Source organism: Aquincola sp. J276, from assembly GCF_024700035.1.
In the GTDB taxonomy this organism is placed as follows: domain Bacteria; phylum Pseudomonadota; class Gammaproteobacteria; order Burkholderiales; family Burkholderiaceae_C; genus Aquincola; species Aquincola tertiaricarbonis.
Genome location: NZ_JAJONC010000002.1, coordinates 2,488,437 through 2,506,759, shown reverse-complemented (window position 1 = coordinate 2,506,759; position 18,323 = coordinate 2,488,437). Strand labels below are relative to the sequence as shown.

The following is an 18,323-nucleotide window of genomic DNA, read 5'->3' as shown; positions in this document are numbered from 1 at the left end:
GCGGCGTATCGCCTGCACATCTTGCAAAGACACCCATGACCTACTTCGATTCACGCCGGCATGCACTGGCGCTGGCGGCCGCCGTGGCCTGTAGCGGCCAGGCCGCCCACGCCCAGTCCGCCGACACCCTGGCCGCCGCGCCGCAGACCATCGAGATCACCGGCCGCCACTACGACAACGCCGTGGGCAGCAGCGATGCCGCCTCGCAGGGCGTGATCCGCGCCGAGCTGCTGAAGAGCCGCCCCGCGCTGCGCCCCGGCGAGGTGCTGGAGTTCGTGCCCGGGGTCATCGTCACCCAGCACTCGGGCGACGGCAAGGCCAACCAGTACTTCCTGCGCGGCTTCAACCTGGACCACGGCACCGACTTCGCCACCACCGTCAACGGCCTGCCGGTGAACATGCCCAGCCATGGCCACGGCCAGGGCTACAGCGACCTCAACTTCCTGCTGCCCGAGCTGGTGGAACGGGTGGAGTACCGCAAGGGCCCGTACTTCGCGCGCAATGGCGACTTCTCCTCCGCCGGCTCGGCCGACATCGCCTACCGCCGCAGCCTGGACGCGCCCTTCGCGCAGGTGACGCTGGGCGAGAACGGCTACCGCCGCGGCGTGCTGGGCGGCTCCACCACCGTGGCGTCCGACCTCACGCTGCTGGCCGCCTTCGAGGGCCTGCACAACGACGGCCCCTGGCGCGTGCCCGAGGACATGAAGAAGAGCAACGGCGTGCTCACGCTGTCGGGCGGCAGCGCGGCGCAGGGCTGGAGCACCAGCCTGATGGGCTACAGCGCCCGCTGGACGGCCACCGACCAGATCCCGGAACGGCTGATCGGCAGCACCGTCGATGGCCGCCGCTTCGGCCGCTTCGATTCGCTGGACGACTCCACCGGCGGCAGCACCGAGCGCTACAGCCTGTCGGGCGAATGGCACCGCGACGGCGCGGCCGGCCGCACGCAGCTCTCGGCCTACGCCATGGCCTACCGGCTGGACCTGAACAGCAACTTCACCTATGCGCTGGAGCGGCCCGACGACGGCGACCAGTTCAAGCAGCGTGACGAGCGCAAGGTGTTCGGCCTGCAGGCCAGCCACAGCCTGCCGCACGACATCGCCGGCCTGGCCGCGCGCACCGAGTTCGGCCTGCAGCTGCGGCACGACCGCATCCGCGTCGGCCTGTTCGACAGCGTGGCCCGCCGCATCACCGCCACCACCCGCGAGGACAAGGTGCGCGAGACGCTGCTGGGCCTGTATGGCCAGACGGCGCTGGAGCTCTCGCCCACGCTGCGCCTGGTGGCCGGCCTGCGGGCCGACCATGTGCGCAACCGCGTGGAGGCGCTGACCCTGCCGGCCAATGGCGGAGAAGCCAGCGACACCCAGGTCTCGCCCAAGCTGTCGCTGATCTGGAACCCGGTGCAGCACACCGAGTTCTTTGCCAATGCCGGGCGCGGCTTCCACAGCAACGACGCGCGCGGCACCACCGCCCGCATCGACCCCAAGAGCGGCGATGCGGTGGACCGCGTGCCGCCGCTGGTGGCCTCCACCGGCTGGGAGCTGGGCGCACGCACCGAGGTGCTGCCGGGGCTGCAGAGCTCGCTGGCGCTGTGGAAGCTGGACTTCGACTCCGAGCTGGTCTACATCGGCGATGCGGGCGCCACCGAGGCCAGCAGCGGCAGCAAGCGCCGCGGCATCGAGTTCAACAACCGCTGGACGCCGGTGCGGTGGTTCCTGCTGGACGCCGACTTCGCCTGGACCCATGCCCGCTTCGACAACGGCGACCGCATCCCCAACGCGGTGGACAAGGTGGCCTCGGTGGCGGCCACGCTGCGCGAGCTGGGCCCGTGGTCGGCCTCGATCCAGTGGCGCTACCTGGGCAGCGGCGCGCTGGTGGAGGCCAACAGCCAGCGCTCGAAGTCGTCGCTGACGACCAACCTGCGCCTGGGCTGGCAGCTGCAGCCGCGCACCGAGCTGACGCTGGACGTGTTCAACCTGTTCGACCGCAAGGTGGACGACATCCAGTACTACTACGAGTCGCAGCTGCCCGGCGAGGCCACCGCCACCGCCGGCCGCCATGTGCACCCGGCGGAGCCGCGCAGCGTGCGGGTGACGCTGAACATGCGGTTCTAGCCGGCCCCGTCAGAAACCCGCCGTCAGGCCCAGCGTGAACAGCCGCGCGCGGCCGCTGGCCGTGTGCAGCGCGTAGGAGGTGCCCAGCGTCAGCGTCGGCGTGGCCACCCAGCGCAGGCCCAGTCCGGCCCAGGGGCGGCGGTGGTCGTCGCCGTACAGCTCGGCGCCCAGGTCGACGCTACCGGCCGCCGCCCATTCCACGGCCAGCGCCCACAGGGTGCTGCGCTGATGGTCTGCCTGGCTGCCGAGATGGCCCAGGTTGGCATGGCCGGTGAGGCCGTCGGCCAGCGCCGCACTGCCGGCCAGGCCGATGGCCAGGCTGTCGCGGCGGTACGCACGATGACCGTCGCGGGACCAGGCCGCGGCACCCACCAGCGTCAGCGAGGCATCGGCGTCGGCATTGCCGAGCAGCCGGGCCTTGAAGCCGAGCAGGCCGCCATCGCTGCGGCCGGCTTGGTCGGTGCCGCGCTCACGGGTGGTCTGCAGCGCCAGCGCGGCCTGCACGCCGTGTCCCGCGCCGCAACTGCCTTGCAGCGAGACGCCCCGCTCGCGGCCGGCGGGCCGCAGGCGTTGGTGCGCGCCATACAGCTCCAGTTCGCAGTCGCCGGCTTCCAGCACGCCGGCGTCTTCGGTGGCCAGCGGCCGGCCGGCCTGCGCCGGCATGGCGGCACAGCAGGCCAGTGCAACGGCGGCGCAGGCGGTGAAGCTGCGCAGGGTCGGGCAAGGCGGCGAGGCGGGGCGCGGGCTGGGCATGGCAGGGTCGACGGGTGGCGCGAAGGTCAACGGTTTACGGCGCCCGTGCCGGCGACTTGAGCCGGCGGGCCAGCGCCTCGATGGCTTCGCACAGCCCCGGCAGCGGATCGGCGGCGGCCAGGCGGGCCGCCACCTCGGCGCGGTGGGCTGCGGCACCCGGCGCCCGCAGCAGGCGCCCGAGCCGCTGCTGCAGGCGCCGCGAAGTTGCATTCGCCGCGGGCAGCGCATCGCCCACGCCCAGGGCCTGCACCCGGCGTGCGTTGTCGAACTGGTCGTGCGCGAACGGCAGCACCAGCTGCGGCACGCCGGACCGCAGCGCTTCGGCGGTGGTGCCGATGCCGCCGTGGTGCACCAGCGCCGCGGCCCAGGGCAGCAGCGCCCTGAACGAGACATAGCCCGGTGCGATCACCGTCGGCGGCAGCGCAGCCGGCAGTTGCTCCGGATGGCCGGTGACGAAGACCGCGCGCCGACCCAGCGCCTGCACGGCCTGAAGCGCCGCGGCGAAGTAGGCCGCCGCATGCCGGTGGCCGGTGCCGGGCGTGAAGACGACGGGCGCCGTGCCTGCCGCGAGGAACTCCTGGAGGTCGGGCGCCAGCGCCCCGCTGCCCGGCCGGTCGTACAGCAGGAAGCCGCCTTCGGCCAGCGGCCGCGGCCAGTCGGGCTGGGTGGGTCCGAACCACGGCGGGAACAGCAGCAGCGACAGGTCGGGCACCGACTGCAGGTGGGCGACGAAATGCGCCACCGCCGGCAGGCCGAGCAGGCTGCGCTCGCGGTTGATGTCCGGCACGGTGGTCGGGTCCAGCAGCCCGGCGTCGATGCGCCGCCAGGCCCATCGGCGCAGGGCCAGCGGCACCCAGCGCGGCACGGCCAGCGGCCCCAGCATCAGCGGATCGTGCACCGTGCGCAGGTTCACCGGGGCCAGCCAGGTGCCGGCGATGGGCAGGCCCGGTCGCAGCGCCCGGCACAGGTCCGCCGCAGGCAGCGCCAGCGGATGGGCGACCAGCACGTCGGGCTGCTCGGCGGCCGGCAGCGCCTGCACATGCTCGTGCAGCAGCCGCAGGCCGGCGCGGGTGTGCCGCCACACCACCTCGAAGCCCTTGCGCGGGTGCCACAGGTCGGGCTCCCGCGTCACCGCCTCGTACTGGGCGCTGCTGCCCATCACCACGAAGCCCAGCCCGGCCTCGGCCACCAGCGGGCCGAAGGGCTCCGGGCACGCCAGCGTCACCCGGTGCCCGCGCGCCTGCAGCGCCTGGCCCAGCGCCAGGAAGGGATGGATATCGCCTGCGGAGCCGACGGTGGCCATGAGCACCCGCAAGGGCCAATTCATGGCGCGGCCAGCCGCAGCTGCCATGGGCCCGGCGGCCGCGCCAGGAAACCCAGCCGAGTGAAGAGCCGCTGCGAGCGCAGGTTGTCCTCGTCGATGTCGGCCAGCAGCAGCCGCAGCTGCAGGCCGTCGCGGGCATGCGCCACCAGCGCCCGCAGCGCTTCGGCCATCAGACCCTGGCCCCAGTGACGGCGCGCCAGCAGGCAACCCACCTCGGCGCTGGCGCAGGCGGTGTCGAAGTGATGCAGGCCGCAGGTGCCGATCACGCGGTCGTCCTCGCGGCCGGCCACGGCCCACTCCAGCGACAGGCCCGCGGCCAGCAGCCGCTGCACGCTGTCGTGCAGGGCGGCAACATCGGTGACGGCGGCAAAGGGGGGATCGCTGGCATGGCGCATCACGCACGGGTCGCCATACACCTCGAACAGGTCGGCATCGTCGGCATCGCGGCGCATCGGGCGCAGCCGCAGGCGCGGGGTGGTGAGCAGGGGCAGCTGGTGCACGGCGTCATGTTAAGAGCCGCGTACCTGTGGGGCTGTTGGCCGGGCGCCCTGGCGGTCGCGCCGATACTGCGCGCGCTTTTCGCCCCGAGACCCTTCCATGATCGACGTCGTCGTCTTCTTCTTCCTGCTCGGCCTGTTCGCCCGCCTGGTGCGCAGCGAGCTGAAGCTGCCCGAGGCGCTGTACGAGACCCTGTCCATCTACCTGCTGCTGGCCATCGGGCTGAAGGGCGGCATCGAACTCTCCAAGCAGCCGCTGGCCACGCTGGCGCCCGAGGTGGCGGCGCTGGCGGCCATGGGCTTCCTCATTCCGCTGGCGCTGTATCCGCTGCTGCGGCTGCTGCGGCTGTCGGGCGTGGATGCGGCGGCGCTGGGTGCCCACTACGGCTCGGTCAGCGTGGTCACCTTCGCGGTGGCGCAGACGGCGCTGGCCCGCGAAGGCCTGCCGCTGGAAGCGCAGGCACCGCTGTGGGTGGCGGTGCTGGAAGCGCCGGGCCTGCTGGCCGGCATCCTGCTGGCGCGCCTGTCGGCCGCGCGCGAGGCCAGCGGCCCGCCGCGCTGGGGCGAGCTGGCGCACGACGTGTTCTTCGGCAAGAGCGTGCTGCTGCTGGTGGGCGGCCTGGTCATCGGCGCGGTGGCGGGCGAAGCAGGCACCGCGCCCATCAAGGCGGTGTTCGTCGATCCGTTCAAGGGCGTGCTGGCGCTGTTCCTGCTGGAACTGGGCCTGGTGGCCGGCGGCCGGCTGGGCGATGTACGGCGCTTCGGCTTCGCGGTGCTGCTGGTGGGCATCGGCGCGCCGCTGCTGCTGAGCGGGGTGGGCGCGGCCACCGGCCTGCTGCTCGGCCTGGGCATCGGCGGCGTGGCCATGCTGGCCACGCTGGCGGCCAGCGCCAGCTACATTGCCGCGCCCACGGCCATGCGCATCGCGGTGCCGCAGGCGAATGCGGCCCTGTCCATCACCGCCGCGCTCGGCATCACCTTCCCGTTCAACATCGTCGTCGGCATCCCGCTCTACATCGAGCTGGCCCGCAGGTTGCAGCCATGAACACACCGCTTCCCACCCATGCCCGTACGCTGCTGGTCATCGTGGCCGAGGCCGCGCTCGAGAAGCCGCTGATCCGCGAGGCCCGCGCCCTGGGCGTGCAGGGCTGGACGGTGGCCGAGGTGCACGGCCGCTTCTTCGAAGGCGAGCGCGAAGGCGCCTGGGAGGCCGACCGCACCATCGAGCTGAAGCTGCTGTGCGACCGCCCCATCGCCGAGGCCCTGGCCCGCCAGGTGCTGGCGCGCTATGCGCCGAACTACAGCGTGGCGATGTACTTCACGCCGGCCGAGGTGCTGCGGCCGGAGCGCTTCTGACCCACGGAGCCTGCGACATGCCGTCCATCATCCTGCGCGAACCCGAATTCATCCGCCAGACCAAGATCAACAGCTGCTGGTTCGCCTGCCTGCAGATGCTGCTGAAGTGGCACACCGGCAGCGGCGACATCACCGACACCACGGTGCGCGGGCTGGCCAGCCACTTCACGCCGCGCTCGTACGACGAGATTCCGCAGGCCTTCCGCAGCACGAACAGGATCCGCGTGCAGACGGACAACAAGTTCGACAGCGTGGACGAGATCGCCGGCCTGCTCAAGCACTACGGCCCGTTCATGGGCGGCGGCAAGGTGGGCAAATTCTTCATCGGCAAGCGCCGTTTCGGCCACGCCATCCTGATCTACGGAGTGACTCCTTCGGGCCACGTGTTGCACCACGACCCCACGCTGGGCGCGCACTGCACCATCAAGGGCGACAACTACCTGCGGCTGCAGGACGGCGAGCGGGTGCTGTACGTCAACAACCCGCGCGTCGAGCTCGACGGCCAGGGCGGCTGAGCCCGGGCTGCCGCCGTCCCCGCCTCACAGGTCAGGCGCGTAGCGGCGCTCCATCTCCTCGCGGGTTTCGGGCGCCACGTTCAGGCCGGTCTGCTCGCTGATCATCTGGCCGGCGGTGGGCAGCAACTCGCGCGGCTGCTGCGCCTCGGGCTTCCACAGCCGGGAGCGCAGCAGCGCCTTGGCGCAATGCAGGTAAGCCGCCTGCACCTGCACGCGGATCACCAGCTTGGGCGCGCGGCGCTCGGTGGTGCAGGCGGCGATGTCGGCCGCGTCCTGCGACAGCACTGCGCGGCCGTTGACGCGCAACGTCTCGTCGAAGCCGGGGATCAGGAACAGCAGGCCGATGCCGCCGGTGGCGACGATGTTCTCCAGCGTGTCGAGCCGGTTGTTGCCCGGCGCATCGGGGATCAGCAGCCCGCCTTCGGTCGTGACCTGCACGAAGCCGGGATCACCGCCGCGCGGCGACACGTCCATCTGGTGCTCGGCGCTGCCCGTGGACACCAGCACGAAGGGCGACAGCGCGATGAAGCGCCGGCAATGCACATCCAGCGCATCGATCTGCTTGAGCACCGCGCGGGGTTGCGGTTGGCTATACAACTCGCGCAGCTCGGCGACGCTGGTGATGAGCATGGTGACGTCCTTGGATGCGGGTCAGTCCGCGACCTGGCGACTGTACGCAAGGTACACCTCATCCATCACCCAGCCCAGCGAGGCATACAGGGCCTGCGCCCGGTGGTTGCTCGGCACCCCCGCGCCGGGCGCCTGGCGCGACGAACAGGTCGCTGAGGATCTGGATGGGCTGCGCCGCGATGGAGCAGAAGCTGGGGTACAGCTGGCAAAAGCCGATCAGCGGGCCGCGGCCGGCCGCTTGCTCGGCCACCAGCAGCACCGCATCGCCGCGCTGCAGGCGCTGCTGCATGAAGCGCGTGGCCTCGCCCAGGTTGGGCGCCTGTTCGTAGAACTGCCGATAGCCGTCGAACAGCGCAGCCAGCGCCGGCAGGTCGGCCATCGCAGCCGCGCGGACCACGGGCTCAGCCACCGTACACCGCCCGCCACTGCGCACGCAGGTGCCGCACCAGCAATGCCGCAGTGGCCGCCAGCAGCAGCGCAGCCGCTGCCACCTCCGACAGGATGGTGATGTTGGCCACCAGCGTGTGCAGCGCCATGGGCGCCAGCGCGTAGTGGCCCAGGCCATCGAAACCCAGGGCCGCATAGGCCCCGATCACCAGCAGGCCGAGCGACTTGCGGCCTGCACGCACCAGCGCCAGGCCCAGCACGCCCACCGCGGTGAGGGCCAGCCAGAAGCCGTACACCTGGGCCGACGTCAGCCACGCGGGCAGGTTCGGGTAGCTGCAGATGAACTCCGCGTTGTGTGTGAAGTGGCCCAGGCTGGCGAGCAGGTAGGCGGCCGCCAGGGCCAGGTAGGAGGCGGGCAAGGGCAGGCTTAGGTTCAGGCGCGGCATGCGGCGCAGTCTAGGAGCCGGAAGCGCCGGCACGGTGCTGCCAATCCTGGCCGTTGCGTTCCCGGCACAAACCCTTGGCAGCGCTTCGCCCGGTTTCCAGAATGGCCCGCACCCACGACAAGGAGGAGACCCCATGCACCCGCCCCGCCCCCCACCGCAGCCTGCTGCTGCTGCACATCACGCTGGCCTTCTGCGCCGGCACCGCCTCCCTTGCGCAGGCCGCTTCGCTGGCGCCGGTCGCCGCGGAGAACGGCATGGTGGTCACCGCGCAGCACCTGGCCACGCGCATCGGCGTCGACGTGCTGAAGGACGGCGGCAACGCCGTGGACGCGGCCGTGGCGGTGGGTTATGCGCTGGCCGTGGTGTACCCGGCGGCCGGCAACCTGGGCGGCGGCGGCTTCATGACGGTGCAGCTGGCGGACGGCCGCAAGACCTTCCTCGACTTCCGCGAGAAGGCACCGCTGGCGGCCACGGCCAACATGTTCCTGGACAAGGACGGCAACGTCATCAAGGGCCTGAGCACACAAAGCCACCTGGCCGTCGGCGTGCCGGGCACCGTCTCGGGCCTGGAGTACGCGCGCGCCAAGTACGGCACGATGCAGCGGGCGGCGCTGCTGGCGCCGGCGATACGGCTGGCACAGGAAGGTTTCGTGCTGCAGCCCGGAGATGCGAACCTGCTGCAGGAGTACGCGCCCGAATTTCGCAAGGACCCGGCCACCGCCGCCATCTTCCTGAACCAGGGCGAGCCCTTCCAGGCAGGCCAGAAGCTGGTGCAGGCCGACCTGGCACGCACGTTGAAGGCGGTGGCCGACCGTGGCGAGGCCGGCTTCTACCAGGGCCCGGTGGGCGCGGCGCTGGTGGCCAGCAGCCGGGCCGGCGGCGGCATCATCACCCAGGCCGATCTGGACCAGTACAAGACCCGCGAGATGAAGCCCATCGAGTGCAGCTACCGCGGCTACGGCATCGTCTCCGCCCCGCCGCCCAGCTCCGGCGGCGTGGTGATCTGCGAGGTGCTGAACATCCTGGAGGGCTACCCGATGCGCGAGCTGGGCTTCCGCTCGGCGCAGGCGGTGCACTGGCAGATCGAGGCGATGCGCCATGCCTACGCCGACCGCAACAGCTACCTGGGCGACCCCGACTTTGTGAAGAACCCGCTGGACCGGTTGCTGGACAAGGCCTATGCCGGCCGCATCCGCGATGCGATCCAGCCCAGCAGGGCCGGCGTGTCGAAGGAGATCAAGCCGGGCGTGCCGCCCCATGGAGGCAGCAACACCACGCACTACAGCATCGTGGACCAGTGGGGCAATGCGGTGTCCGTCACCTACACGTTGAACGACTGGTTCGGCACGCGGCTGACCGCCGCCGGCACCGGCGTGCTGCTGAACAACGAGATGGACGACTTCACCTCCAAGGTGGGCGTGCCCAACCTGTACGGCCTGGTGCAGGGCGAGGCGAATGCCATCGCCCCGGGCAAGCGCCCGCTCAGCTCGATGAGCCCGACCATCGTCACCCAGGACGGCAAGCCGGTGATGGTGGTGGGCACGCCGGGCGGCAGCCGCATCATCACTGCGGTGCTGCACACCATCGTCAACGTGATCGACTACGGCATGAACATCCAGGAGGCGGTGGACGCACCGCGCTTCCACCAGCAATGGTTGCCTGAGTCAACCAATGTGGAAGCCTTCGCACTGAGCCCGGACACCCGCAGGATCCTGGAAGGCTGGGGCCACCAGTTCAGCGGCCCGCAGCCGGCCAACCACGTGGCCGCCATCCTGGTGGGCGCGCCGTCGCTCGGCGGCAAGCCGGTGGGCAAGCACCGGCTGTACGGCGCCATCGACCCGCGGCGGGCGACGGGGTCGGTGGGCGGGCACTGAGGCCGGCGGGACGGTTCAACGACTGCGGCAGCGGTGGCGCTGCAGCCCGCCCAGCAAGGCCAGGCCGGCGAGCAGCAGGCCCACCGAGGCCGGCTCCGGCACCGGCGATACGTCGATGGAGATGCCGCCGGCGTTGTCGGGCACGTAGTAGTCGCGCAAGGTGAACAGCACGGTGGTGGGCGCTGCCAGGCTGAAGTCGAGCTGGAAGTCGATCACCTGCGGCAGTGCCGCCACCTGGGCGGCGGAGCTTCCGCCGCCGGCCTCGGCATAGAACAGCACCTGGCGCGTGGCCTCGTCGGCCGCCACGAAGGCCCAGGCCCAGCTGGAGGTGCCCACGTTGTAGCTCCAGGCACCGAACAACGCGCCGGGCTGGCCCGCCGCGTTGGTGATGCGCCAGTCGCCCGCGCCCAGCGACAGGGTGACCGGGCTGCCGATCAGGTTGATGTGCTGGCCCGGCAGCGGCGCGGGATCGCTGCCACCGCCGTCATAGCTGAAGCCATGGCTGGCGTCGATGTTGACGACCACGGCCCGGGCCGCCGGCGCCAGCAGCAGCGCCGCGGCCAGCGCCAGCCCGGCGTGGCGAAAAGAGGCAGGGACATGCATCGGGGACCTCCGGTCGATACGCGGCCATTGAGCGCCCGGCGGTGCGGGCGGCCAATCCCCAGTTCTTGGTCTGCGGGTAAATCAGTCCGCGGCGGGCTCGAACCGGCGAAGGTCGGCGGGCTTGGCGGCTGCGGCCGGGCGCAGGTAGTACAGGTCGTGCGCGTCTTCCTGCACCAACCCGAAGCCATGGCGGCGATAGAAGCGGTTGGCATCGCTGCCGCGCAGTGCCACCACGCGCAACGCAGCGCCCGCGGCGTCCACCTCGGCCAGCACCAGCCGCATCACGGCGGCTCCGATGCCCTGGCCCTGACAGCCTGGGCGCAGGTAGAGGTGGTCGAGCAGCCAGGCGTCGGCTTGCGGCCGCAGCACCAGCACGCCCACCTGCTGGCCATCGGCCACGATCCAGCGGGTGTACTGCGGATCGAAGCTGGCGAGCAGGCGCTGCCTGGCCCGCTGGGGGTCGAAGCGGCCGACGCGCTCCAGGCTGGGCTGCATGGCCCGCACCCGCAGGTCGGCCAGGGCTTGCGCGTCCACGGTCTCCGCGGGCCGGAGCGACACGGCGGGCAAGGCCCCGGCTGGCGGCGCACCCGCCCCGCCAGCCGGTTCCGGCGCGTCACGCGGCACCAGCGCCAGGTAGTCCTCCATCAGCCCGCCGTCCACCGGCCGGGCCAGCACATGCACCCGGTGCAGGCGGCCCGCGATCTCCACGCCCTGCCGGTCGCGCAGCGGCATGAGGCCCTGGCGGCGCCAGAAGCGCAGCCCCCGCGGGTTGTTCTCGACCACTCCCAGGCGAATCCATTGCGCGCCCTGCCGCTGCATCCAGGCGGCCAGGCCCTGCCAGATGAGCTGCGCATCGCCATGGCCGTGGCGGGCGGTGGCCACGATGAACAGGCCCACATGCCAGACCCCGGGCGCCAGCAGGTCGGCCACCAGCTCCGCCATGGCCGCCAGTTCGCCCGCGCCATCGAAGCGCTTGCAGCAACCCGAGGTCCTTGCGCGCCAGTTCGCGGGCGCTGAAGGGCGGGGTCGCGAAGAGGCTCACTCGAACACGGGGCGGAAGAACGTGCGCTCGTAGCTGAGGAAGCAGCGTGTCTCCTTGGCATAGCGGAAGGCCGCCTGGCATTCCGGGTCGGCGAAGGACTGCTGGCGGTACTGCTCATAAGCCGCCAAGGACTCGAAGCTGAACGAGGCCAGGGCCACGTTGCTGGCACCTTCGGAAGGCAGCAGGTAGCCGTGGTGCACGCCGCCGAACTTGCGCACCAGCGGGATCCACAGCTTGCCGTAGTGCTCGAACTCGTCGAGCTTGTCGGTATCGATGATGTAGCGCAGGTGGCAGGTGATCATGGGGGCTCCAAGGGAGGGCCGCATGCTAGCGCTCACCGGGTGACATCACGACATGAGCGGCGATGCCTCGGCGGCGGTCACCTTGGCTTCCTCGATGGCCTTGAGGCTGCGGCCGTCCGGCGCGATCCAGCTCTGCGGGCCGCTCCGACTGGTGCCGGCCACCAGCACCGCCGCAAAGCTGGAGGAACTGAGCAGAAGGTCTTCGGTCAGCAGCAGTTGATCGCCCTGAGCAACCAGCCGGCCGTCGGCGATGAGCTGCTGCTTCAGCCCGGCAACCCGTGCATGCATGCTCTCGGAGCTGGCCAGTGCCACCTGGGAGCCCTTCTTCAAGACGAAACCCTCATCGGTCATCACGCCATACGCCGTGACGTCCTTGACGCGGAATGTGAAGTCCAGCCGTTGCTGCGACGGAGCGGCCAGCGTTGCGCCGACGGAGATCGGCAGGGATGGCAGTGGCCGCGTCAGCAGAGGCTCCAGAATGGGATAGCCCAAGGTGCCGAGCACCATCCGGATGTTGGCCACGAATTCGGCCATCGCGTCGCGATCCGCGCGCGGGAGGCTCGATTCGGTCGGTTGATTGCCGTTGGTCAGCTCATACCGGTCCGACTGCTGGGCCAGGCGCAGCAGCGACGACTCCAGGAACTTGACGTGGGCCTTGGTAAGGTTCTCGTCCTTGCTGGTGAAGATCACTACCTCGTTCCAGAAGTCCTTGAGCCGGTCGTGCGACGTCAGGCGCTGCACCACATTCTCAGACTCACCAATGTAAGCCTCGGGCTTGGAATCCCCCAGCCGCGCCTCCAGCAGCAGATAGACGCCGGGCTTTGCGGCCTCCGGCCACGCTGCCAATTCGTCGAGCCGGTTGCGCGGGCAAGCAACCGCCTGCCCTGTCCAGTTCACCAGCTCCGCATAGCGGATGCCAGTGACCGTGGCGTCAGCGAGATAGACGCGGATGGACTTGCCAATAGCCATTGAGCGGTTCCGATGCGAAGGCGACACGCCGATGCATCGACTTTAGGCCAGCCGGCCCGCCCTAGCCCAACGACCCCACCACATTCACCTCCCGCTGCTCCGGAATCTCGTTGTACGAGAGCACGTGCAGCCCCGGCGCGAAGAGGCGGGCGTAGCGCGCCAGTAGCGGGCGCACTTGGGGCATCACCAGCAGCATCGGCGTGGCGGCCTGTTGCTTCATCTGGTCGCGGGCGATCGGCATGTGGGTTTGCAGCTGGCCTAGCAGCTTGGGGTCCACCGGATAGTTGTCCAGCGCCACCTTGGCGCCGCCGGCGCGGGCCTGGTTGAGCGCGCCCAGCAGCAGGTTCTCCAGCTCGCCACTCAGGTTGAACGCATTCATCGGCGCGCTGGGGCCGACCAGGCCGGTGACGATCTGCCGGCGCAGCGTGCAGCGCACCTCGGCGGCCAGCAGGATGGGATCCTTCGTCGTCTCCGCGTTCTCCAGCAGCGTGGTGGCGATGGGCACGATGTCCTTCAGGCTCACGCCCTCGGCCAGCAGCACCCGGAACACCTTCAGCAGCTGGCTGTGGTTGAGCGCCTTCTCCAGCGCCGCGGCCAGCTTGGGCGCCTGGGCGGCCAGCCGCTCCATCAGCGCGGGCACGTCCTCGTGGCGGATGATCTCGGGCAGGTGGTCGCGCACCAGCTTGGCCACATGGGTGGCCACCACGCTGGCCGGGTCCACCACCTGGTAGCCCATGCCCAGCGCATGCGCCTTGTCGTCGGGCACGATCCAGGTCACCGGCAGGCCGTAGGCCGGGTCGATGCCGGGCGCGCCGTTCACCTCGCCGAACACCTGCGGCCCCGGGATGGCCATCAGCCGGTCGGCATGCACCTCGGCCTGCGCGATGGGCGTGCCGCTGAGCAGCACGCTGTACTGCGAAGGCTTGAGCGACAGGTCGTCGCGCAGCCCCAGCGGCGGCAGCAGCAGGCCCAGGCTTTCGCTCAGCGTCTGGCGCACGCCCTTCAGCCGCTTGGCCAGCGGCGCGCCCTGGCCCTGGTCGATCAGGCCCACGAGCTTGTAGCCCACCGCGATGGCCAGCGGCTCCACGAAGGGCAGCGCCTGCCAGTCGATCTCGGCATGGCGCTCGGCCACCAGCGCCTGCTGGATGGCGGTGGTGTCGGCCGGCTTGGGCTTGTCGATGAGCTTCGACAGCCGCCAGGCCGCATAACCCAGCGCCGCCGCGAACGACAGGAACGGCAGCCACGGCATGCCCGGGATGATGGCCAGCAGCACCATCACGCCGGCCGCGCTCGACAGCACCGCCGGCGAGGCCAGCAGCTGCGAGGCCACCTGCTGCTCCATGTCGCCGCTGTCGCTGATGCGGGTGACGATGATGGCCGCGGCGGCCGACAGCAGCAGCGCCGGGATCTGCGACACCAGGCCGTCGCCGATGGTCAGCAGCGCGTACTGCTTGAAGGCATCGCCGAACGACAGGTCGTACATCAACGCGCCGATGGCCACGCCACCGATCATGTTGATGATCAGGATCAGGATGCTGGCGATGGCGTCGCCGCGCACGAACTTGCTGGCGCCGTCCATCGCGCCATAGAAGTCGGCTTCCATCGCCACCTCGCGGCGGCGTTCCTGGGCCTTCTCCTGGTTGATGACGCCGGCGTTCAGGTCGGCGTCGATGGCCATCTGCTTGCCGGGCAGCGCATCCAGCGTGAAGCGGGCCGAGACCTCGGAGATGCGTTCCGCGCCCTTCGTGACGACCACGAAGTTCACGATCATCAGGATGATGAACACCACCAGGCCGACGACGAAGTTGCCGCCGATCACCACGTTGCCGAAGGACTCGATCACCTGGCCGGCGGCATGCGTGCCCTCGTGGCCGTGCAGCAGCACCACCCGGGTGGACGCCACGTTGAGCGCCAGCCGCATCAGCGTGGTGGTGAGGATGATCGTGGGGAAGACGCTGAAGTCCAGCGGCCGCTTGGCCGCCACGCTCACCAGGATGACGATGAGCGCCAGCACGATGTTGAACGTGAACAGCACGTCCAGCACGATGGGCGACAGCGGCAGGATGATCATGGCCAGCAAGGCCATGAGGAACAGCGGCGTGGCGATCTTGTGGCGGCGCATCTCGGCCACCATGCGGTTCAGGTAGTTCATGTCTTCACCTCGCTCAGCTTGGCGGGTATCTCGAGGTCTTCGGGCAGCACCGGCGCGGCCTGGCGCGCACCGGCCTGGAAGGCGCGGATCTGCATCACGTAGCGCAGCACCAGGGCCACGGCCTTGTACAGCGGCGCCGGAATCTGCTGGTTCACCTGGCTGGTGTTGTAGATGGCGCGCGCCAGCGGCGGCAGCGGCACCACTTCCACGCCGTGTTCACGCGCCACCTCGCGCATGTACAGGGCCATTTCGTCCACGCCCTTGGCCACCAGGAAGGGGGCCTCGGCGCGGTTCTCGTCGTACTTCAGCGCCACCGCATAGTGCTCGGGGTTGACGATCACCACGTCGGCGGTGGGCACCGTCTCGCGCACGCTGCGGCGGGCCAGCTGCTGGCGGATCTGGCGGATGCGCTGGCGCACCTCGGGCCGGCCTTCGGCCGACTTGTGCTCTTCCTTCAGTTCCTGCTTGCTCATGCGCTGCTGCTGGGTGAAGAAGAAGGCCTGCACCGGCACGTCGATCAGCGCGAACAGCACGAACACCACCACCATCGCCATCACGCCGTCCAGCATCAGGCCGGCGCCGTGGATCAGCGCCTGGTCGAAGGTCTGCGACTGCAGCCGCAGGTAGTCGGCGGTGGACGAGGTGCTGACATGCCACAGCACCGCGATGACCACGCCACACTTGAGCAGCGAGACCGCGAAGTCCGACCAATGCTTGGCACTGAATAAACGCTTGGCAAAGGCCAGCGGACTCAGCCGGCTGCCCTTGGGCATCAGGTTCTTGGGCGTGGCCACCCAGCCGCCGGGAAACAGCGAGGCCAGCACCACCAGCAGCGGCACCGCGGCCAGCGGCAGCACCATGCGGCCGAACAGCATCGACACCTCGATGAAGAGGTTGGACCAGGCGTTGTCCAGGCTGCCGTGGCCGTCCAGCGGCAGGTACACCATGGCGAACAGGTCGCGGAAGTCCTGCAGGTAGCCCGGCACCAGCAGCAGGAACACCTTCAGGCTCACCAGGATGCCCACCGCGGTGGCCCAGTCGCGCGAGCGCGGCACCTGGCCTTCCTGCCGGGCCTTGCGCAGCTTCTGCGGTGAGGGCTTCTCGGTCTTGTCGCCGCTGCTGTTGTCGGACATGCGCGTGGCCCTTCAGCTGCCGGCGCGCAGGCCGCGGTGGATCAGGTCCAGCACCTGCTGCGTCATGCGGATGTAGTGCTCGGGCACGAAGCGCACCACCTGGGTGAGCATGAACAGGCCGAACACGGTGACGATGGCAAAGCCGAGCGAGAACAGGTTGAGCGCCGGCGCCACGCGGTTGAGCAGGCCGGCACCGAACTGCACCACGATGGTGGAGAACACCACCGGCAGCGCCAGCAGCAGTGCCGCCGAGAACACCCAGGCCACTGCCAGCGGCAGCGTGCGCAGCTGCAGCGTGGCCAGGCCCTCGCCCACCGGCCAGGCCTGGAAGCTGGCGCCCAGCACGCCGGTGATGACCAGGTGGCCGTCGATGGCGAAGAACACCAGGATGCACATCATGTACAGCAGGCTGGACACCACGTCGGACGACTGCCCGTTCATCGGGTCGTTCATCACCGCCATGGCCAGGCCCATCTGCGACGAGACCAGGAAGCCCAGCACCATGATGGCGCTCATCGTCAGGTGGAAGGCCAGGCCCAGCACGAAGCCGATGACCGCCTGCTCCACCGTCGCCACCACGCCGTGCAGCGAGAAGGGATCGATGGCGACGGCCGGCTGGGACATCGGCATCAGCACCACCGCCAGCACCAGCGACAGCAGCACGCGCACGGTGATGGGCACCATGTTCTCGCCCAGCACCGGCGCGGCGCTCAGCATCGCCATCGTGCGGCAGAACGGCCACCAGAAGGCGCCGAGCAGGCCCAGCAGCTGGTTGAACACGGGTTCCATGCGCTGCGCGGAGCGTCAGCCGACCAGGGTGGCCGCACGCTCGAAGATGGACACGCAGTAGTCCATCAGCCGGCCCACCATCCAGCGGCCGAGGAAGCCCACGGCCAGCATGGTGACCAGCAGCCGCGGCAGGAAGCTCAGCGTCTGTTCGTTGATCTGCGTGGCGGCCTGGAACATGGCCACCACCAGGCCCACCACCAGGCCGGGCAGCACCAGCAGCGTGACCAGCACGGTGACCAGCTGCAGCGATTCGCTCACCAGGTCGACGGCGATCTCGGGGGTGATCATTCGGCAGCCTCAGTAAGCCTGGATGGAGGTGACCAGCGTGTTGACGGTCAGCGTCCAGCCGTCCACCAGCACGAACAGCAGCAGCTTCATCGGCAGCGAGATGACCAGCGGCGACAGCATCATCATGCCCATGGCCATCAGCACCGACGACACCACCATGTCGATCACCAGGAAGGGGATGAACAGCATGCAGCCGATCTGGAAGGCGGTCTTCAGCTCGCTGAGCACGAAGGCCGCCAGCTTGACGGTGAAGGCATGGTCCTCGGGGCGGGTGATGTTCTTCTCGCCGGCCAGGCGCGAGACCTGGGCCAGCGCGGTCTTGCTGGTCTGCGCCAGCATGAAGCGCGAGACCGGCGCATCGGCTGCCAGCAGCGCCTGCTGCAGCGTGAGCTTGTCCTGGTCGTAGGGCACGAAGGCGTCGGTCCACACCTGCTCGCCCACCGGGCGCATCACCAGCATGGTGAGGATGAGCGCGATGCCGGTGATGATGCGGTTGGGCAGGCCCTGCTGCAGGCCCAGGGCCTGGCGCAGCAGCGACAGCACGATCACGAAGCGGGTGAAGCTCGTCATCATCAGCACCAGCGAGGGCAGCAGCCCCAGCAGCGTCATGATGATGAGCACCTGCGTCTTCACCGTGAACTCGGTGGCGACGCCGCCGGTGCTGGTGCCGAACAGCGGGATACCCTCGGCCGCCGATGCGGGGCCGGCCACCCAGGCAAGCGACAGCAAGGCTGCGCCCGCGGCGGCTGATCGAACCGCGCGTTGCATGTTCATCGCGGGGATCAGGTTTCCAGCGAATCGAGGTCGAGGCCGGCCAGCTCGACCACCTTGAGGCCGTACTTCTCGCCGGCCACCACCACCTCGGCGCGGCCCACCGGCGTGCCATTGACCTTGATGACCAGCGGCTCGCCGGCCAGGGTGTCCAGCGGCACCACGCTGTCGGTCTGGATGTCCATCAGCTCCTGCAGCGAGACGCGGGCCGAACCCACCTCCAGCGTGAGCGTGACGGGGATCTTGCGCATCATCTGCGGGATGTTGCGGCGCGGCCGGGCGGGGCTGGCGGGGGTGTTCAGGTCGGCCTCGTCCAGGCCTTCGGGCACGCCGGCCAGCAGGTCGTCGAGGGCGCTCTTGTCAGTCATGTCCATGGGG

Annotated in this window: 21 protein-coding genes and 1 pseudogene; 5 read left to right on the top strand and 17 right to left on the bottom strand. The window is 70.1% G+C overall.

Features of this window, described 5'->3' with window-relative positions:
* Positions 1-35: 35 nt before the first annotated feature.
* Entirely contained in the window at positions 36-2,114 is a 2,079-nt protein-coding gene (locus LRS14_RS29605) for a TonB-dependent receptor (protein ID WP_257802121.1), read from the top strand.
* A 9-nt stretch (positions 2,115-2,123) separates the two neighbouring features.
* Here LRS14_RS29605 and LRS14_RS29600 read toward each other — a convergent pair whose 3' ends face one another.
* The 3 genes from LRS14_RS29600 to LRS14_RS29590 are packed head-to-tail and all read right to left on the bottom strand — an operon-like array spanning position 2,124 to position 4,691.
* The gene (locus LRS14_RS29600) at positions 2,124-2,867 is read right to left on the bottom strand and encodes a hypothetical protein (protein ID WP_257802120.1); all 744 of its coding nucleotides are present in this window, start codon (positions 2,865-2,867) and stop codon (positions 2,124-2,126) included.
* Between the two features lie 34 nt (positions 2,868-2,901).
* Positions 2,902-4,194 carry a glycosyltransferase gene (locus LRS14_RS29595; protein WP_046113858.1) on the bottom strand — a complete coding sequence of 431 codons (1,293 nt, stop codon included), beginning with the start codon at positions 4,192-4,194 and terminating at the stop codon, positions 2,902-2,904.
* A complete protein-coding gene (locus LRS14_RS29590) occupies positions 4,191-4,691 on the bottom strand; it encodes a GNAT family N-acetyltransferase (RefSeq protein WP_046113859.1) in 501 nt (166 codons plus the stop codon). Before LRS14_RS29590 ends, LRS14_RS29595 begins: the two co-directional genes overlap by 4 nt.
* A gap of 97 nt (positions 4,692-4,788) precedes the next feature.
* Here LRS14_RS29590 and LRS14_RS29585 point away from each other — a divergent pair, with 97 nt between their 5' ends.
* From LRS14_RS29585 to LRS14_RS29575, 3 genes are read left to right on the top strand one after another with little or no spacing between them, the layout of a single operon-like run.
* Positions 4,789-5,733: a sodium-dependent bicarbonate transport family permease gene (locus LRS14_RS29585; protein WP_046113860.1), complete on the top strand. Its 945-nt coding sequence runs from the start codon at positions 4,789-4,791 to the stop codon at positions 5,731-5,733.
* On the top strand, positions 5,730-6,044 hold the full coding sequence (locus tag LRS14_RS29580) for a P-II family nitrogen regulator (RefSeq protein WP_046113861.1): 315 nt from the start codon (positions 5,730-5,732) through the stop codon (positions 6,042-6,044). The genes LRS14_RS29585 and LRS14_RS29580 overlap by 4 nt, the downstream gene beginning before the upstream one ends.
* Positions 6,045-6,061: 17 nt before the next feature.
* Positions 6,062-6,559 carry a papain-like cysteine protease family protein gene (locus LRS14_RS29575; RefSeq protein ID WP_046113862.1) on the top strand — a complete coding sequence of 166 codons (498 nt, stop codon included), beginning with the start codon at positions 6,062-6,064 and terminating at the stop codon, positions 6,557-6,559.
* 24 nt (positions 6,560-6,583) lie between these two features.
* On the opposite strand, the gene LRS14_RS29570 is transcribed toward LRS14_RS29575, so the two are convergent.
* Genes LRS14_RS29570 through LRS14_RS29560 form a run of 3 tightly spaced genes read right to left on the bottom strand, consistent with a single transcriptional unit; the run spans position 6,584 to position 8,022 of the window.
* Positions 6,584-7,189: an MSMEG_1061 family FMN-dependent PPOX-type flavoprotein gene (locus LRS14_RS29570; protein WP_257802119.1), complete on the bottom strand. Its 606-nt coding sequence runs from the start codon at positions 7,187-7,189 to the stop codon at positions 6,584-6,586.
* A gap of 58 nt (positions 7,190-7,247) precedes the next feature.
* Positions 7,248-7,568 (bottom strand): hypothetical protein, encoded by a 321-nt coding sequence (locus LRS14_RS29565; RefSeq protein ID WP_257802118.1) that lies wholly within the window; start codon positions 7,566-7,568, stop codon positions 7,248-7,250.
* Positions 7,569-7,590: 22 nt separating this feature from the next.
* Positions 7,591-8,022 carry a hypothetical protein gene (locus tag LRS14_RS29560; RefSeq protein ID WP_257802117.1) on the bottom strand — a complete coding sequence of 144 codons (432 nt, stop codon included), beginning with the start codon at positions 8,020-8,022 and terminating at the stop codon, positions 7,591-7,593.
* A gap of 101 nt (positions 8,023-8,123) precedes the next feature.
* On the opposite strand from LRS14_RS29560, the gene ggt reads away from it, so the two are divergent.
* Positions 8,124-9,896 carry a gamma-glutamyltransferase gene (ggt, locus tag LRS14_RS29555; RefSeq protein WP_257802116.1) on the top strand — a complete coding sequence of 591 codons (1,773 nt, stop codon included), beginning with the start codon at positions 8,124-8,126 and terminating at the stop codon, positions 9,894-9,896.
* Between the two features lie 15 nt (positions 9,897-9,911).
* Here ggt and LRS14_RS29550 read toward each other — a convergent pair whose 3' ends face one another.
* The 11 genes and pseudogenes from LRS14_RS29550 to LRS14_RS29500 all read right to left on the bottom strand — a co-directional run bounded on the left by LRS14_RS29550 (position 9,912) and on the right by LRS14_RS29500 (position 18,319).
* Positions 9,912-10,499 carry a PEP-CTERM sorting domain-containing protein gene (locus LRS14_RS29550; RefSeq protein WP_257802115.1) on the bottom strand — a complete coding sequence of 196 codons (588 nt, stop codon included), beginning with the start codon at positions 10,497-10,499 and terminating at the stop codon, positions 9,912-9,914.
* 81 nt (positions 10,500-10,580) lie between these two features.
* Positions 10,581-11,231, bottom strand: a complete 651-nt coding sequence (locus LRS14_RS30870; protein ID WP_404977631.1) for a GNAT family N-acetyltransferase — start codon at positions 11,229-11,231, stop codon at positions 10,581-10,583.
* Between the two features lie 15 nt (positions 11,232-11,246).
* Positions 11,247-11,456, bottom strand: a pseudogene (locus LRS14_RS29540) (GNAT family N-acetyltransferase); the annotation flags it as partial.
* An 81-nt stretch (positions 11,457-11,537) separates the two neighbouring features.
* Complete coding sequence (locus LRS14_RS29535; RefSeq protein WP_257802114.1) at positions 11,538-11,843, bottom strand: NIPSNAP family protein; 306 nt, start codon at positions 11,841-11,843, stop codon at positions 11,538-11,540.
* A gap of 45 nt (positions 11,844-11,888) precedes the next feature.
* On the bottom strand, positions 11,889-12,812 hold the full coding sequence (locus LRS14_RS29530; protein WP_257802113.1) for a GIY-YIG nuclease family protein: 924 nt from the start codon (positions 12,810-12,812) through the stop codon (positions 11,889-11,891).
* A 61-nt stretch (positions 12,813-12,873) separates the two neighbouring features.
* Positions 12,874-14,964 (bottom strand): flagellar biosynthesis protein FlhA, encoded by a 2,091-nt coding sequence (locus LRS14_RS29525; RefSeq protein WP_046113869.1) that lies wholly within the window; start codon positions 14,962-14,964, stop codon positions 12,874-12,876.
* Positions 14,961-16,097 carry a flagellar biosynthesis protein FlhB gene (locus tag LRS14_RS29520; protein ID WP_046113870.1) on the bottom strand — a complete coding sequence of 379 codons (1,137 nt, stop codon included), beginning with the start codon at positions 16,095-16,097 and terminating at the stop codon, positions 14,961-14,963. Before LRS14_RS29520 ends, LRS14_RS29525 begins: the two co-directional genes overlap by 4 nt.
* A gap of 12 nt (positions 16,098-16,109) precedes the next feature.
* Positions 16,110-16,886 (bottom strand): flagellar biosynthetic protein FliR, encoded by a 777-nt coding sequence (gene fliR / locus LRS14_RS29515; protein ID WP_257802112.1) that lies wholly within the window; start codon positions 16,884-16,886, stop codon positions 16,110-16,112.
* A gap of 15 nt (positions 16,887-16,901) precedes the next feature.
* Complete coding sequence (fliQ, locus tag LRS14_RS29510; protein WP_046113872.1) at positions 16,902-17,174, bottom strand: flagellar biosynthesis protein FliQ; 273 nt, start codon at positions 17,172-17,174, stop codon at positions 16,902-16,904.
* Positions 17,175-17,183: 9 nt separating this feature from the next.
* Positions 17,184-17,948 carry a flagellar type III secretion system pore protein FliP gene (gene fliP / locus LRS14_RS29505; RefSeq protein WP_046113873.1) on the bottom strand — a complete coding sequence of 255 codons (765 nt, stop codon included), beginning with the start codon at positions 17,946-17,948 and terminating at the stop codon, positions 17,184-17,186.
* A gap of 8 nt (positions 17,949-17,956) precedes the next feature.
* Positions 17,957-18,319, bottom strand: a complete 363-nt coding sequence (locus tag LRS14_RS29500) for a FliM/FliN family flagellar motor switch protein (RefSeq protein WP_257802111.1) — start codon at positions 18,317-18,319, stop codon at positions 17,957-17,959.
* Positions 18,320-18,323: the final 4 nt, after the last annotated feature.

Excerpts from the sequence above, each read along its gene's own strand:
- LRS14_RS29605 (WP_257802121.1), top strand. The coding sequence starts at position 36 with ATGACCTACTTCGATTCACGCCGGCATGCACTGGCGCTGGCGGCCGCC.
- LRS14_RS29600 (WP_257802120.1), bottom strand. The coding sequence starts at position 2,867 with ATGCCCAGCCCGCGCCCCGCCTCGCCGCCTTGCCCGACCCTGCGCAGC.
- LRS14_RS29595 (WP_046113858.1), bottom strand. The coding sequence starts at position 4,194 with ATGAATTGGCCCTTGCGGGTGCTCATGGCCACCGTCGGCTCCGCAGGC.
- LRS14_RS29585 (WP_046113860.1), top strand. The coding sequence starts at position 4,789 with ATGATCGACGTCGTCGTCTTCTTCTTCCTGCTCGGCCTGTTCGCCCGC.
- LRS14_RS29580 (WP_046113861.1), top strand. The coding sequence starts at position 5,730 with ATGAACACACCGCTTCCCACCCATGCCCGTACGCTGCTGGTCATCGTG.
- LRS14_RS29575 (WP_046113862.1), top strand. The coding sequence starts at position 6,062 with ATGCCGTCCATCATCCTGCGCGAACCCGAATTCATCCGCCAGACCAAG.
- LRS14_RS29570 (WP_257802119.1), bottom strand. The coding sequence starts at position 7,189 with ATGCTCATCACCAGCGTCGCCGAGCTGCGCGAGTTGTATAGCCAACCG.
- LRS14_RS29565 (WP_257802118.1), bottom strand. The coding sequence starts at position 7,568 with ATGGCCGACCTGCCGGCGCTGGCTGCGCTGTTCGACGGCTATCGGCAG.
- LRS14_RS29560 (WP_257802117.1), bottom strand. The coding sequence starts at position 8,022 with ATGCCGCGCCTGAACCTAAGCCTGCCCTTGCCCGCCTCCTACCTGGCC.
- ggt (WP_257802116.1), top strand. The coding sequence starts at position 8,124 with ATGGCCCGCACCCACGACAAGGAGGAGACCCCATGCACCCGCCCCGCC.
- LRS14_RS29550 (WP_257802115.1), bottom strand. The coding sequence starts at position 10,499 with ATGCATGTCCCTGCCTCTTTTCGCCACGCCGGGCTGGCGCTGGCCGCG.
- LRS14_RS30870 (WP_404977631.1), bottom strand. The coding sequence starts at position 11,231 with ATGCCGCTGCGCGACCGGCAGGGCGTGGAGATCGCGGGCCGCCTGCAC.
- LRS14_RS29535 (WP_257802114.1), bottom strand. The coding sequence starts at position 11,843 with ATGATCACCTGCCACCTGCGCTACATCATCGATACCGACAAGCTCGAC.
- LRS14_RS29530 (WP_257802113.1), bottom strand. The coding sequence starts at position 12,812 with ATGGCTATTGGCAAGTCCATCCGCGTCTATCTCGCTGACGCCACGGTC.
- LRS14_RS29525 (WP_046113869.1), bottom strand. The coding sequence starts at position 14,964 with ATGAACTACCTGAACCGCATGGTGGCCGAGATGCGCCGCCACAAGATC.
- LRS14_RS29520 (WP_046113870.1), bottom strand. The coding sequence starts at position 16,097 with ATGTCCGACAACAGCAGCGGCGACAAGACCGAGAAGCCCTCACCGCAG.
- fliR (WP_257802112.1), bottom strand. The coding sequence starts at position 16,886 with ATGGAACCCGTGTTCAACCAGCTGCTGGGCCTGCTCGGCGCCTTCTGG.
- fliQ (WP_046113872.1), bottom strand. The coding sequence starts at position 17,174 with ATGATCACCCCCGAGATCGCCGTCGACCTGGTGAGCGAATCGCTGCAG.
- fliP (WP_046113873.1), bottom strand. The coding sequence starts at position 17,948 with ATGAACATGCAACGCGCGGTTCGATCAGCCGCCGCGGGCGCAGCCTTG.
- LRS14_RS29500 (WP_257802111.1), bottom strand. The coding sequence starts at position 18,319 with ATGGACATGACTGACAAGAGCGCCCTCGACGACCTGCTGGCCGGCGTG.